We start from the raw sequence: 15310 nt of genomic DNA on the forward strand, positions 1-15310 counted from the left end.
CGGCCTCACACCACTCCCGTCGCATAAAACGTCGCGATCACCACGAACACCGCCAGGGTCTTGATCAGGGTGATCGCGAACACGTCCTTGTAGGCCTGGCGATGGGTCAAGCCGGTCACCGCGAGCAGGGTGATGACCGCGCCGTTGTGCGGCAGGGTGTCCATGCCGCCGGAGGCCATCGCGGCGACGCGGTGCAGCACTTCCATCGGGATGCCGGCGGCATTGGCGTTGGCGATGAAGCTGTCGGCCATCGCCGCGAGCGCGATGCTCATGCCGCCGGAGGCCGAGCCGGTGATGCCGGCCAGGGCCGTCACCGTGACCGCTTCATTGACCAGCGGGTTCGGGATCGCGGCCAGGGCGTTAGCCACCACCAGAAAGCCCGGCAGCGCGGCGATGACCGCGCCGAAACCGTACTCGCTGGCGGTGTTCATCGCCGCGAGCAGGGCGCCGCCGATCGCCGCCTTGCTGCCTTCGGCGAAGCTGGCCGTCACCGGCTTCCAGGCGCAGGCGATCACCGCGGCGATGCCGATCAGCAGCGCGCCTTCGACCGCCCAGATCGCGGCGATCTTCGACACCTCCTGGACCACCGGCGCGGCATCGCCGATCACCGCCGGGTCGAAGCTGTGGCGGGCGCCGTAGACCTGCGGCAGCCACACGCTGAAGGCCTTGTTGGCGATACCGACCAACAGCAGCGGCAGGATCGCGATGGCCGGGTGGGCGAGTCGGCCGCCGGCGAACGGCGCCGGTTCGTTGAGCAAATTCTCGCCGTAGCCTTCGCCGGCGCGCAGCGCGACCCGGCGGCGCCAGTTCAGATACAGCAGGCCCACGATCAGGATGAACACGCCGCCGATCAGGCCGAGCCAGGGCGCGGCCCAGGTGTCGGTGCCGAAGAACGCGGTCGGGATGATGTTCTGGATCTGCGGCGTGCCCGGCAGCGCGTCCATGGTGAAGGTGAAGGCGCCCAGCGCGATGGTGCCTGGGATCAGGCGCTTGGGGATGTCGCTCTGGCGGAACAGCTCGGCGGCGAAGGGATACACCGCGAACACCACCACGAACAGCGACACGCCGCCGTAGGTGAGCAGGGCGCAGACCGCGACGATCGAGAGCATGGCGCGTTCGCGCCCGAGCAGGCGGATGGTCGCGGCGACGATCGATTTGGAGAAGCCCGATACCTCGATCAGCTTGCCGAACACCGCGCCGAGCAGGAACACCGGGAAATACAGCTTGAGAAAGCCGACCATCTTGTCCATGAACAGGCCGGTGAACATCGGCGCGACCAGGCTGGGGTCGGTCAGCAACACCGCGCCGAGCGCCGCCACCGGCGCGAACAGGATCACGCTGTGGCCGCGGTAGGCGACGTACATCAGGAAGCACAGCGCGGCCAGCACGATCACGAACGCCATCGGTCTCTTTCCCCGTGACGAACGTCCAGGCCCGTCGGTGCGCGCAGTGTCGGCAAGCGCGCGCGGGCGGGGCATTGTCCGAAGGTACAGCTGCCCGTCGCGACCGGGTCCTCATAGTCTGCGCGGCATGACGGGGGCCTTCGTCCTGCTGCCGCCGCCATTCTCGCGTGGGGGCGGAATGGCGGCGGTGCGGACACCGGCCCATCGCGATCGCTACGACCGGCCGCTACAAGGGGAGAGACTTACGTGAAGCAAGGCAAACCAACACGCAGCAAGATCGGTCACAGCACGCTGAGCCTGGCCATCGCCGGCGCGTTGCTGGCGCCGGCCGCCTGGGCGCAGGACGCCGCGCCGGCCGCCGATGCGCAGGCCAAGACGCTGGGTTCGATCACCGTGACCGCGCGCAAGCGCGAGGAGACCTTGCAGGACGTGCCGGTCGCGATCACCGCGTTCACGCCCGAGGCGCTGGACCGGCTCAACGTCGAGGACCTCAGCGACCTCGACGCGCAGGTGCCCAACCTGACCATCTACGCCGCGCGCGGCTCCAGCAGCACCATCACGGCCTATATCCGCGGCGTCGGCCAGTCGGACCCGCTGTGGGGCGTGGACCCCGGCGTCGGCATCTACATGGACGACGTCTACATCGCCCGACCGCAGGGCGCCTTGCTCGACGTGTTCGACGTCGAGCGCATCGAGGTGCTGCGCGGCCCGCAGGGCACGCTGTACGGCAAGAACACCATCGGCGGCGCGATCAAGTACATCTCGCGCGGCCTGCCGACTTCGCTCGACGGCTTCGCTTCGGTCACCGTCGGCAACTACGGCCAGCTCGACGTCAAGGCGGCGGTCGCCGGCCCGATCGGCGGCAGCACCCAGGGCGGCGATGCCACCCTGCGCGGCCGCCTGTCGGTCGCCAGCCTCAACCGCGACGGCTTCGGCGAGAACACCGTCACCGGCCAGGACGTCAGCGACAAGGAGATCCTCGCCCTGCGCGGCAGCCTCGGCGCCTACGTCAGCGACGCGCTCGACATCCAGTTCGCGTTCGACTGGATGGACGACCAGTCCGGCGTGCGCGGCGCCAGGATGCTCGCCGCCAACCGCTTCGCCCCGGGCCAGGCGCCGCTGGAGTCGCGCTACGACATCCGCAGCGGCATGCCGAACATCAACGACACCACCATCAAGGGCGCCTCGGCGACGGTCAACTGGCGCGCCAGCGAGGACTGGAGCTTCAAGTACGTGCTGGCCAAGCGCGAGTCCGACACCGAGACCAACATCGACTTCGACACCCTGCAGAACAAGATCGCCGACGTGAAGGCGTTCTACAGCGACCAGCAGATCACCCACGAATTGCAGGCGAACTACGACGGCGGCGGCCGTGCCCGCGGCGTCATGGGTATCTACGCCTTCGACGGCGAGGCCGGCGGCCAGGTGCTCAACAATTTCTTCAATGCCAGTTTCGGCGACACCCAGGGCACGGTCTTCACCGAGAGCATCGCCGCCTACGCGGACTGGACCTTCGACCTTACCGACAAGCTCAAGCTCGACGTCGGGGTGCGCTACACCGACGAGGACAAGCGCGCCAAGGTGCTCAACCGCGGCTACCGCGACGCCAGCTTCACCGTCCCCAACGGGCTGGTCGCGGCGAATTTCGACCGCAAGATCAATTTCAAGAACACCTCGCCGAAGATCTCGCTCGATTATCAGATCGCGCCGGATATCCTGCTGTACGGCCTGGCCACCCGCGGCTTCAAGTCCGGCGGCTACAACATCCGCGCCCAGGCCGCGGCGGTGCCGCGTTCGGCCGAGCCCTTCGACGACGAGGTCGTCGACAGTTTCGAGGTCGGCAGCAAGATGGCCTTCTTCGACCAGCGCATGTTCTTGAACCTGGCCTATTTCCACAACGACTACAAGGACATCCAGCTGTCGGTATTCACTGCCTACGACAGCAACGGCGACGGCACCAACGACGCCTTCTTCGGCGATTTCACCAACGCCGGTTCCGGCACGGTGCAGGGCCTGGAAGTCGAGTACCAGTGGCTGCCGAACGAGCATTGGCTGATCTCGGGCAACCTGGCCTGGCTCGACGCCGAGTACGACGAATTCATCTACGCCGGCGTCAACATCGCCGACGAGCAAGAGTTCACCAACGCCCCGGATTTCTCCGGCGCGCTCAACGTCGAGTACCGCACCGACCTGAGCGACGGCAGCAACCTGTCGGCGCGAGTGGGCTACAGCTACCAGAGCGACGTGGTGGCGACTACCGAGATCGTGCGCACCGGGGCGGTGCCGATCACCCAGGACGGCTACGGCCTGGTCAACGCCGGCGTGACCTGGAAGAGCCCGGGCCCGTGGACGGTGTCCTTGCAGGGCACCAACCTGGCCGACAAGGAATACCGCACCACCGGTTACAGCCTCAACTCGGCCCTGGGCGTCTACACCGGCTTCTACGGCCCGCCGCGCCAGTACACCCTATCGGTGAAGTACGCGTTCTAAGCGTTGCCACCGCGGCCGACGACGCCGCCGTGGCGGCGTGAATCCTCTGCCAGGGATGGCGGGGATTCGTTTCGGGAATGCGTGAGGTCGGACGCTGGGGCGCCGGTCGCTAGTGACGAGTAGCGACTAGCGAGTAACGAGTGAGACGAGCGAGTAGCGAGGAGCGAAAAGGCGACGGCAAGGCGCAAATTCCCTTCGGCCCCCTCTCCAAAGGGGGAAGCCCTTCGGGTCGTTCTCTCTGAAGACTTGTGTCGTTTCCGTAGAAGGAGTGGTCGAGGGAGGCTCGTTCTAGCCGAAACCCGTGCTGCTCCCCCCTTAGAAAAAGGGGAGGAGGGCTTTGCTCCTGACTTTGCCTTGCCCTTGCTTTTGCTCCTGGCTCCGGCGCCGCACCGCCATAGCCGGCGTCCGTCCCTCCTCATCGCCATCCGCCGCGGCGAACCGCTGCGTTATCCTGCGCCGATGCGTCCAGTCGCCGCCTCATGCTGAGCCTTACCGTCGTCGCGCTGGCCAGCCTGGCCTGGCTGGCGCTGATGTTCGGCACCGCGCTGTTCGCCGAGCGCCGGCCGAACGTGCTGGCGCGGCACTGGCGCCATATCTACGCACTGTCGCTCGCGGTGCATTGCACCTCATGGACCTTCTACGGCACGGTCACCCAGGCGGCGCGCTACGGCTGGCCGCTGCCGCCGACCTTCCTCGGCTCGATCCTGTTCTACGCGCTCGCGCTCGGCTTCATGGTCAAGCTGGTCAAGCTCGCGCGCGAAACCAACGCGACCTCGCTCGCCGACCTGATCGCCACGCGCCTGGGCAAGGACGCCTGGCTCGCCGCGCTGGTGACCCTGATCGCCGCGCTCGGCCTGATCCCCTACATCGCCCTGCAGCTGAAAGCGGTGGCGATGAGCTTCGCGATGCTGACCACGCGCGCGACCGACGGCGGCGCGCTGCCGGCCTGGCGCGACAGCGCGCTGTACGTGGCCTTGGCGATGGCCCTGTTCGCGATGCTGTTCGGCACCCGTCGCGCCAGCGCGGCCGAGCACAACCGTGGCCTGGTCCTGGCGATGGCGTTCGAGTCGGTGTTCAAGCTCGCGGCGATGCTCGCGCTGGGCGCCTTCGTCTGGTTCGGGCTCGGCGACTTGCCGCAGGCGGCCATCGCCGCCGCCGACGCGCCGGCGCAACCGGCGGGCGGCTTCGTGCCGCTGGTGCTGCTCGGCGGGCTGGCGATGTTCATCCTGCCGCACCAGTTCCACGTGGCGGTGGTCGAATGCCGCGACGAGGCCGACGTGCGCACCGCGCGCTGGCAGTTCCCGCTGTATCTGCTGCTGATCGCGTTGCCGGTGCTGCCGCTGGCCAAGGTCGGCCAGTCCCTGCTCGGCAGCCAGGTGCCGTCGGACCTGTACGTGCTGGCCTTGCCGCTGGCGCAAGGGCACGAGTCGCTGGCGCTGTTCGCATTTCTCGGCGGGCTCAGCGCCGCCACCGGCATGGTCGTGGTGAGCACGCTCACCCTGAGCCTGATGATCGGCAATCACTGGTTCGCGCCGGGCCTGCTGCGCGGCGCCTGGGCGCGCAACGACGACTTGCGCGGGCGCGTGCTGGCGCTGCGCCGCGCCGGCATCGTCGCGATCATGCTGTTGGCCTGGGCCTATAGCCGGCTGATCGCAGGCAGCGAGGCGCTGGCCGATGTCGGCGCGGTGTCGTTCTCGGCCCTGGCGACCCTCGCACCGGCGCTCGCCTTCGCGGTGTGGCGGCCGCAGACGCCGGCGCGCGCGGCCTTCGCCGGCATCGTCGCCGGCTTTGTCGCCTGGGCCTGGGTGCTGCTGCTGCCGATGTTGTACGAGGCGCGCGGCCTGGCGCCGCCGTGGCTGCACGAGGGCCCGTTCGGCTGGCATTGGCTGGCGCCGGAGCGTCTGTTCGGTCTGACCGGTTGGAGCCGGCTCGGCCGTGCGGTTGGCGTCAGCCTGTTCATCGGCACCCTGGCGACCGTACTGATGGCGCTGTGGCGGCGCGAATCGCCGCGCCACGCGCGCCGCGGGCTCGATGCGCAGACCTTGCGCGACGCCGGCCTGCGCTTTCTCTCGCGCGAAAGAGTCGCGCAATTGCTCGACGGCGTGCCGGCCGGCGGCGCGGTCGACGCCACGGTCGAAGCCGGGGTCGAGCGCGAACTCGCCGCGGTGCTCGGCTCGGCCTCGGCGCGGGTGCTGCTGGATGCGGCGCGCCGCGAGGCAGGGCGCGACCTCGACACGGTCGCGGCGATCGTCGGCGAGGCCTCGGCCGACCTGCGCTTCAACCAGCGCCTGCTGGAAGCGGCGCTGCAGAACATGAGCCAGGGGATCAGCGTAGTCGATGCGCAGCTGCGCCTGGTCGCCTGGAACCGCCGTTACGCCGAACTGTTCGGTTATCCGGCCGAGTTGCTCCAGGTCGGCCGGCCGATCGCCGATCTCGCGCGCTGGGCGATGCAGCGCCTGCCGATGCAGGCCGATATCGAATACTCGCTACAACGGCGCCTGGCCTTCATGCGCGCCGGCACCGCGCATCTGTCCGAGCGCGTGCTCGCCGACGGCAGCATCATCGAAATCCGCGGCAACCCGATGCCCGGCGGCGGCTTCGTCGCGACCTTCACCGACGTCACCGCGTTCCGGCGCGCCGAGGCCGGGCTGATCCAGGCCAACGAGACCCTGGAGCAGCGCGTCGCCGAGCGCACGGCCGATCTCGAAGTCGCGACCCGCGAAGCCGAACGCGCCAACGAAGCCAAGAGCCGTTTTCTCGCCGCGGTCGGCCACGACCTGATGCAGCCGCTGCACGCCGCGCAGTTGTTCACCGATGCGCTCGCGCAGCAGCTGGTCGAACCGGCGCAACGCGAAACCGTGGCCCAGATCGGCGGTGCGCTCGATTCCACCGGCGATCTGTTGACCGGCCTGCTCGACATGTCGCGTTTGCAAGCCGGCGGCCTGGTGCCGCAACCGCGCGAGTTTCCGCTGGCCGAAGTGCTGGAACCGCTGGCCTCGGAGTTCGGCGCGATCGCCGCCGCGCGCGGCCTGCGTTTCCGTTACGTCGCCTCGCGCGCGTGGACGCGCAGCGACCCGCAGCTGTTGCGCCGGGTATTGCAGAACTTTCTCGCCAATGCGGTGCGCTACACCGCGCAGGGGCGGGTGCTGATCGGCGTGCGCCGGCGCGGCGGCGGCCTGTCGATCGAAGTGCACGACAGCGGCCCGGGCATCGCGCCGGAGCAGCGGACGATGATCTTCGAAGAATTCCGCCGCGGCGAGGACGCGCCGGGGCAGGGCCTCGGCCTGGGCCTGTCGATCGCCGACCGCATCGCGCAATTGCTCGACGCGCCGCTGAGCCTGCACAGCCGGGTCGGCCGCGGCACCGCGTTCGGCGTGCGCGTGCCGTGCCTGTCCGCGCCGCCGGCGATCGCGCCGGCCGGGCAGGCGCGCGGCATCGCCGGGTTGCGTGTGCTCGCGGTCGACAACGATCCGCAGGCGCTGAGCGCATTGAGCGAAACCTTGCGGCGCTGGGGTTGCGCGGTGGTCGCCGCGAGCGGCGGCGAACAGGCGCGCCAGGCGATGCGCGAGCAGCCCGCGGCGCTGTGGCTGTTCGACTACCACCTCGATCACGACGACACCGGCGTGGCCCTGGCGCAGCGGCTCAGCGAGAAGTTCGGCGCGCGCCCCTGCCTGCTGCTGAGCGCCGACACCGGTGCTGCGGTGCGGCAATCGGTGCATGCCGCCGGCTGGTCGCTGCTGGCCAAACCGGTCAAGCCGCTGGCCCTGAAATCGGTGCTCGACCGCCTGCTCGCCGCTGGCGCGATCGAGCGCTGAGCGCCGTCGCCGCACCCACTTTTGGATGGTGACCAAGCGTGAGCAAAGTCAAGAAAATTCCGTGGTCATTTTCTAGCCAACCCTATTGCAATGCTTGTGTAGCAACGCCTCGCGAGGGGTTCGAACACAACTGTCCGCAGGCTTGTCCACAGGCTGTGTGGACAACACGGGCGGCGAAAACGATAAACAGCCTGAATGTGCCGGCGTCCCCGCCGCGCGCCCGGCCGAAGGCCTATCACGATCCGCGATGGCGTGCGCAGTCTTGACGGCGCCGGTGTCCGACGCTAAGCGCCACTGAGCGCAACGGGTGGCGCGGCGGGTGCCGAAGGTCCAGGTCGACGCCGCGCTCAGTCTTCGATTCGCCGCGCCGGGTCGGACAATTCGAGTTCGCGCAAGACCACGCCGGCCTGGGTGCGGTTGCGCACGCCGAGGCGGTCGAAGATCGCCGACAGATGGGCCTTGACCGTGCGTTCCTGCACGTCGAGGCGATCGGCGATCTGTTTGTTGAGCAGGCCCTGAGCGACCAGGCTCAGCACCCGGAATTGCTGCGGCGACAAACTGGCCAGGCGCGAGGCGAGGTCGGCGTCGCCGCGTTCGCTGTGGGTGCGCGCGACCGCGGCGCGCAACGACGCCGGCAGCCACTGCTCGCACGCCAGCACCGCGCGGATCGCATCGCGCAATTCGTCCAGCCCGGAACTCTTAGGCAGATAACCGGCGGCGCCGTGATCGAGCGCGCGCCGCACCACGCGCGGATCGTCGTTGGCCGACACCACCGCGACTGCGGTGCCCGGGTATTGCGCGCGTATCGCCGCGAGCCCGGCCAGGCCGTGGTTGCCGGGCATGTGCAGATCGAGCAGGACCAGGTCGATGCCGGGTTCGGCCTCGAGCGCGGCGAGGGTGTCGTCGAGCGTGCCGGCCTCGCGGATCGCGGTGTCGGGCACGGCGTCGGCCGCGGCCTGGCGCAGCGCGGCGCGGAACAGCGGGTGGTCGTCGGCGATCAGCAGGGTCGGCATCGCGCCAAGCCTAGCAGGCCGGGCGCGCCGGCCCGCGGCGATCGCGCACGGCTGTACCAAAGTACGATGAGGCGCCGCGCGCGACTTGCTAGCCTGCGGGGATGAGCGCCCAATCCCTACGCACCGCCGCGGCCAGCGCCGCCCTCGTCCTGTTGGCTGGAGCGGCCTCGCCGATGGCGTTCGCCGCCAAGCCGCAGCCCGCCGTCCCGGACACCCGCCAGGAAGCCGCCTCGATGTTCAGCGCCGAACGCCAGACCGAGCACCGCGGCGAGCACGACGACCTGCTCAGCGCCGGCCTCGGCCTCGACGGCCTGCGCGCGATGGCGCCGCCGGCGTTCGCCGATGCCGCGCACCCGACCGCCGCGGAGCTGCGCCGGCGCGCGCTGTGGGCGAACTGGCGCGGCATCGCCGATCTCGCCCCGGGCGGCGGCTATGGCGAGCTGTACGGCAGCGTCGCGCGCGTGCCCGGGCGCGAGTTCAGCGCGTTCGCGACCTTGAGCGGCGCCAGGCAGCCGCATCGCGTGCTGGTGCAGGTGCCCGACGCGTTCGACGCCAAGAAGCGTTGCCTGGTGGTCAGCGCCTCGTCGGGCTCGCGCGGCATCTACGGCTCGATCGCGGTGGCCGGCGCCTGGGGCCTGCCGAAAGGCTGCGCGGTGGCCTACACCGACAAGGGCGCGGGCACCGATTATTTCGATTTCGACGCCGGCATCGGCGTGCGCGCCGACGGCACCACCGGCCCGGTCGCCGAAGGCGGGCTGGCGTTCGCCCCGGATGCGGGCGAACGCGAGGCCGCCAAGGGCGTCGCCTTCAAGCATGCGCATTCGCGCGACAACCCCGAGGCCGACTGGGGCCGGCACGTGCGCCAGGCCGCGCAATTCGGCTTGCGCGCGCTCGACCGGGCCTTTCCGCAGCAGGCGCCTTTCACCTTCGCCAACACCCGGGTGATCGCGGTCGGCATTTCGAACGGCGGCGGCGCGGTGTTGCGCGCGGCCGAACTCGGCGACGAGGGCGCGGCCGGGCAGGGCTGGCTCGACGCGGTAGTGGCCGGCGAGCCGAACGTCTACGTCGAAGGCGCGCGGCCCTTGTACGACTACACCACCGAAGCCGCCTTGCTGATGCCCTGCGCCTTGCTGCACAAGCCGCTCGGCGCGATGCCGGTGGCGCCGGCCAGCGGCGACAGCGCCGAATCGTTCTGCACTCATGCCGCCGGCCTCGGCCTGCTCGGCGATGCGGCCCGCGAGGCCGGCACCGAGGTGCGCGCGCAGGCCGCCTACGAGCGCATGCGCGCCAGCGGCTGGAGCGACGAAGCGCTGCGCGCCGGCGCCCTGTCGGTCAACTTCGATCTGTGGCGCGCGGTCGCGGCGACCTATGCCTCGGCCTACGGCCGCTTCAGCGCCGCGCAGCCGCCGGGCACGCGCAATCCCGATCAGCCCTGGGTCCGCTACGCCTACAGCGCCGGCCAGATCGCTCCGGGCGCGCCGATCAGCGCACGCGCCGCCAGCGAGAGCGAGCGCGCCGCTTGGTGGTCCGATGCCAGCGGCATTCCGCCCGGCGCGGGCGTGTATCTGTTCGGCCCCGAGGCGGCGGCGACCGAACAGCGCCTCGCGCCGCTGGCCGGCCTGCGCGAGTTGTGGAGCGGCCAACGCCTCGACGAACAGAGCGGCGAGCAAGACGCCGGGCGCGGCGCCGCGCTCGCCGCCGCGCAGCAGCGCGTGCGCAAGGGCATCGAGGCGACCCGCGCTTCGGCGCCGCGCAAGGACCTGCCGATCGTGGTCGTGCACGGCCTCGACGACGGCCTGATCCCGCCTGCCTTCAGCAGCGCGCCTTATGTGGCGATGGCACGCGAGGCCGGCGCGCAGGTGCGTTACTGGCAGATGCGCAACGTCCAGCACTTCGACGCCTTCCTCGGCCTGCCGGCGCTGAGCGCGCGTTATCTGCCGCTGTTGCCCTATGTCTACGAGGCGCTCGATCGCGTCGAGGCGCATCTCGATCGGGAGCAGCCGTTGCCGGCCGACGCGCTGATCGAGACCGCGCCGCGCGCGCAGGGGCAGGCCTTGAAGGCCGCCGACCTGGCGATTCCGCGCTGAGGCCCGCGCGGGCATGGCCTTTGTGGCGGCGTCGCGCTCGCCGGCAGGCGCGCGTTCGTCCGCGCATACGCCAGCGGCGTACGCGTGCGGGGTCCATCATGGCGCAGCGCCATCGCGGCGTTCATCTGCGCGCCAGTCGGCCGCGAACGCGGCCGAGGCCGGCCTGACGCCAGGCCCGGCGCGGTTCGGCGCCGGCCGCGCTCGCCCGAACGAGGCCATGCGGCGGCGACAATCGATGTCTTTGCGACCTGCGCCCCTTGCGGCGGGCGCACCGGCTTTGGCAGGCTGAACGCCCTTCCTGGACGGCCCTCACCGCCGTTCGCCACGGAGCAGCACCGCATGGCGCGTCATTTCTCGATGCTCCGCGAATTCCATCTCGCGGACTGGTTCACCCTCGCCAACGCCTTCTGCGGCACCGGCGCGATCTTCGCCGCGATGCGTTTCCTGCAGGAAGGCGGCGTGCGCGACCTGATGATCGGCATGGCGCTGATCCCGCTGGCCTTCATCTTCGACGCCCTCGACGGACGCGTCGCGCGCTGGCGCAAGTCCTCGTCCACGCTCGGGCGCGAACTGGATTCGCTGGCCGACGTGATCTCCTTCGGCGTCGCGCCGGCGGCGCTGGCCTACGCCTGCGGCCTGCAGGGCGGCTGGGACTGGGTGGTGCTGAGCTATTTCGTCGGCTGCGGCGTCAGCCGCCTGGCGCGCTACAACGTCACCGCCGAAGCGCTGGCCGGCGACGAGGGCAAGGTCAAGTACTTCGAGGGCACGCCGATCCCGACCAGCCTGTTGCTGGTGATCGTGCTCGCCGTCGCCGCGATGCAGGGCGCCATCGGCGCCGACCTGTGGCTGGGCATGTTCAAGCTCGGCCCCTGGCAGTTCCACCCGTTGGTGCTGATGTTCGCGCTGTCGGGCTCGCTGATGATCAGCAAGACCTTGCGTATCCCCAAGCCCTGAGCGAAGTCTCGCGCGCGGCCGCGCGCTGCGTCGAAGTCGGCGGGGTGGAGTGCTGCGCCGTGGTCGACGGCATCGGCTGTCCGCCTTCCTGCGTGCAAGACATCGCGGCGCTCAATGGAAATCGCGCGAATGCGTGCTCAGGCAGCCGAGCAGGGCGGTCAGGTCTTCCATGCGCGAGACGATCAGGTTCTGCACGCCGTCGACGCGTTCCAGGCGCGCGTCGATCGCCATCAGCCGCGCTTCGACCAGGACCCGGCGCTGGCGCTGGGCGAGATCTCGCCAGACGATCGCGTTGACCGTGCCGTCCTCGTCCTCGAGGCTGAGGAAGGTCACCCCGCCGGACGTTTCCGGGTGCTGGCGCACGGTCACCAGGCCGGCGAAACGCACCTGGGTGCCGCTCTCGGTCTTGGCCAGTTGCGAGGAGCGCCGGCAACGCCGCGCGTGCAGGGTGCTGCGCAGCAGCGACAAGGGATGGCGGCCGAGGGTGGTGCCCAGCAGGGCATAGTCGGCCTGCACGTCTTCGCCGGCGGTCGGCAGCGGCAGCGACACCGGCGCCTCGTCGCGCGCGACCCCGGCGAACAGCGGCAATTGGGTGTCCACGCCGGCGACCGCCCAGCGCGCGCGATGGCGATGGCCGGCGAGTGCGCGCAGCGCGCCCGAGTCGGCGAGCAGCGCGCGCACGCGCGCGTCGATCGCGGCGCGCGCGCACAGATCTTCGACATCGCGCCACGGCGCCCGCACCCGCGCATCGGCGATGCGCTCGGCCGAGGCCTCGTCGAAGCCGTTGATCAGGCGCAAGCCCATGCGGATCGCATGCGGATGCTTGCCGACCCGGCCGTGCACCGGCTCCAGGGTGCAGTCCCATTCGCTGTAGCGCACGTCGACCGGCAGCACCGCGACGCCGTGGCGGCGCGCATCGTGCAGGATCTGCCCGGGCGTGTAGAAGCCCATCGGCATGGAGTTGATCACCCCGCAGGCGAACGCGGCCGGGTGGTGATGCTTGAGCCAGCAACTGACGTAGGTGATCAGGGCGAAGCTGGCGGCGTGCGACTCGGGAAAGCCGTAGCTGCCGAAGCCCTTGATCTGCTCGAAGATGCGGTGGGCGAAGTCTTCCGTATAGCCCCGTTCGAGCATGCCCGCGCGCAACTTGTCGCGATGCGGCTCCAGCCCGCCGTGGCGTTTCCACGCCGCCATCGAACGGCGCAGTTCGTCGGCCTCGCCGGGCTTATAGCCGGCGGCGACGATGGCGATCTGCATGACCTGCTCCTGGAACAGAGGCACGCCCAGGGTGCGCACCAGCACCGTGCGCAGCGCTTCCGACGGGTATTCGACGAGTTCGGGGTTCTTGCGCCGCAGCAGGTAGGGATTGACCATGTCGCCCTGGATCGGCCCGGGCCGTACGATCGCGATCTCGATCACCAGGTCGTAGAAGGTGCGCGGCCGCAACCGCGGCAGCATCGACATCTGCGCGCGCGATTCGATCTGGAACACGCCGATGGTGTCGGCCTCGCAGATCATGTCGTAGACCGCCGCATCTTCGCCGCGCTCGAGGATGCCGGCCATGTCGAGCTGGCCGTGGCCCTGGCGCTCGAGCGAAGCGAAGGTCTTGCGCACCGCGGTCAGCATGCCCAGGGCCAGGCAGTCGACCTTGAGGATGCCCAGGGCGTCGAGATCGTCCTTGTCCCACTGCACCACGGTGCGATCGTCCATCGCCGCGTTCTCGACCGGCACCAGCGTGTGCAGCGGCCGTTCCGAGATCACGAAGCCGCCCGGGTGCTGCGACAGATGGCGCGGGAAGCCATGCTGCACCAGATGCGAGGACAGCGCGACCACGCGTTGCAGCAGCGGCGATTCCGGGTCGAAGCCGCGTTCGCGCAGGTGCTCGGGCAAGGGCACGTCCTCGCTCCAGCGGTCGAGCGTGCGCGCCAGTTCGCCGATCTGGTCCTGCGGCATGCCCAGGGCCGCGGCGACGTTGCGCACCGCGCTGCGGCCGCGGTAGCTGATCGCCACCGCGGTCAGCGCCGCGCGTTCGCGGCCGTAGCGGTTGAACACGTATTGCAGCACTTCCTCGCGCCGCTCGTGCTCGAAGTCGACGTCGATGTCCGGCGGTTCGTTGCGTTCGATCGACATGAAGCGCTCGAACAACATGCCCATGCGCACCGGGTCGATCTCGGTGATGCCCAGGGCATAGCAGACCACCGAGTTCGCCGCCGAGCCGCGGCCCTGGCACAGGATCTTGTTTTCGCGCGCGAAAGCGACGATGTCGTGGACGGTGAGGAAATACGACTCGTAGTTGAGGTGGGCGATGACCCGCAACTCGTGCTCGATCTGTTTTCGCGCATCGTCCGGCACGCCGAGGGGCCAGCGCAGCGCGGCGCCTTTCTCGACCAGGCGCGGCAGCCAGCTCTTGGGCGTCTCGCCGGCCGGAATCAGTTCGTGCGGGTATTGGTATTCGAGATCGCGCTTGAGGTCGAAGCGGCACATCGCCGCGATCCGCAGGGTTTCGTCGAGCATCGCGCGCGGATAGATCGCCGCGAGCGCCTTGCGGATGCGCAGGTGGCGCTCGCCGTTCGGGAACAGCCGGTGCCCGGCCTCGGCGACGGTGGTGCGATGGCGGATCGCGGTCAGCACGTCCTGCAGCGGACGCCGCGCGCGCTCGTGCATGTGCACGTCGCCGGCGGCGACGGTCGCCAGGCCATGGCGCGCGGCCAGCGCCTGCAATCCGGCCAGCCGCGCGTCGTCGTCGGGGCCGCGGTGCAGTTCCACCGCCAGCCACAGCCGCGCACCGAAACGCTCGCGCAGCCAGGCCGCATGGGCGTCGTCGCGGCCGTCGCCGTCGGGCAGCCAAAGCGCCAGCAGGCCTTCGCAGCGGCCGTCGAAATCCTCGGGCAGCGAGCGATATTCGCCTTTCTTCGCCCGTCGGCGCGCAGTGGTGATCAAGCCGCACAGCGAGGCGTAACCGGACGGCTCGGCGACCAGCAGCACGAGTTTCGGCCCGCCGTCGATGCGGATCTCGCTGCCGACGATCAGCGCCAGCCCGGTCTGCCTGGATGCCTGCCAGGCGCGCACGATCCCGGCCAGGCTGCACTCGTCGGTGATCGCCAGGGCGCGATAGCCCAGCGCCTGCGCGCGTTCGAACAATTCGCTGGCGATCGAGGCGCCACGCTGGAAGCTGAAAGCCGACAGGCAATGCAGTTCGGCATAGTCGGGCAGGGCGTCGCCGGGCGCGACGCGGCCAGACATGGTCCCATCGGGCATGACCCTGGCAGGCGAGGTCTTCATGCGAACCAGCCGTGCAGGGTCAGCGGGCCGTCGCCGCCGGCGCTGCGGTAGGCCCAGGCGCGCTGGCCCTTGACGGTTTCGACCAGGTAATAGTCGCGGCGCACGTCGTCCTCGTCCCACCAGCCCGATTCGATCCGCTCCGGGCCGGCCAGGACCCGGGCGATCTTGTCGTGCAGCGGTTCGGGTTGAGGCAACAGCCAACCCGGACGCGGCCGCTGGCCGGCCTGCGGGGCGGCGCGCGCGGCGACGTCGCCGGGCAGGCTGCG

General features: G+C 70.1%; 7 protein-coding genes and 1 pseudogene. 4 read left to right on the forward strand and 4 right to left on the reverse strand.

The features are described 5' to 3' along the window. Nucleotides 1-5 precede the first annotated feature (5 nt). Entirely contained in the window at nt 6-1403 is a 1398-nt protein-coding gene (locus tag ACSAMQ_RS11845) for a GntP family permease (RefSeq protein ID WP_435395832.1), read from the reverse strand. A gap of 276 nt (nt 1404-1679) precedes the next feature. Here ACSAMQ_RS11845 and ACSAMQ_RS11850 point away from each other — a divergent pair, with 276 nt between their 5' ends. Further along, on the forward strand, nt 1680-3893 hold the full coding sequence (locus ACSAMQ_RS11850; RefSeq protein WP_435395838.1) for a TonB-dependent receptor: 2214 nt from the start codon (nt 1680-1682) through the stop codon (nt 3891-3893). Between the two features lie 479 nt (nt 3894-4372). Further along, nucleotides 4373-7708 carry a hybrid sensor histidine kinase/response regulator gene (locus tag ACSAMQ_RS11855; protein WP_435395833.1) on the forward strand — a complete coding sequence of 1112 codons (3336 nt, stop codon included), beginning with the start codon at nt 4373-4375 and terminating at the stop codon, nt 7706-7708. A 347-nt stretch (nt 7709-8055) separates the two neighbouring features. Here the strand turns inward: ACSAMQ_RS11855 and ACSAMQ_RS11860 are convergent, their stop codons facing one another. After that, complete coding sequence (locus ACSAMQ_RS11860; RefSeq protein ID WP_435395834.1) at nt 8056-8721, reverse strand: response regulator transcription factor; 666 nt, start codon at nt 8719-8721, stop codon at nt 8056-8058. A 101-nt stretch (nt 8722-8822) separates the two neighbouring features. Here ACSAMQ_RS11860 and ACSAMQ_RS11865 point away from each other — a divergent pair, with 101 nt between their 5' ends. Beyond that, nucleotides 8823-10808, forward strand: coding sequence for a 3-hydroxybutyrate oligomer hydrolase family protein (locus tag ACSAMQ_RS11865; RefSeq protein ID WP_435395835.1), 1986 nt, complete (start codon nt 8823-8825; stop codon nt 10806-10808). Between the two features lie 339 nt (nt 10809-11147). Continuing rightward, a complete protein-coding gene (pssA, locus tag ACSAMQ_RS11870) occupies nt 11148-11762 on the forward strand; it encodes a CDP-diacylglycerol--serine O-phosphatidyltransferase (protein WP_435395836.1) in 615 nt (204 codons plus the stop codon). A gap of 111 nt (nt 11763-11873) precedes the next feature. Here pssA and ACSAMQ_RS11875 read toward each other — a convergent pair whose 3' ends face one another. Next, complete coding sequence (locus ACSAMQ_RS11875; protein ID WP_435395837.1) at nt 11874-15005, reverse strand: error-prone DNA polymerase; 3132 nt, start codon at nt 15003-15005, stop codon at nt 11874-11876. Nucleotides 15006-15040: 35 nt separating this feature from the next. Then, nucleotides 15041-15310: pseudogene (locus ACSAMQ_RS11880) on the reverse strand (DNA polymerase Y family protein); the annotation flags it as partial.

This window comes from Lysobacter sp. 1R34A (assembly GCF_051217035.1).
Taxonomy (GTDB): Bacteria; Pseudomonadota; Gammaproteobacteria; order Xanthomonadales; family Xanthomonadaceae; genus Lysobacter.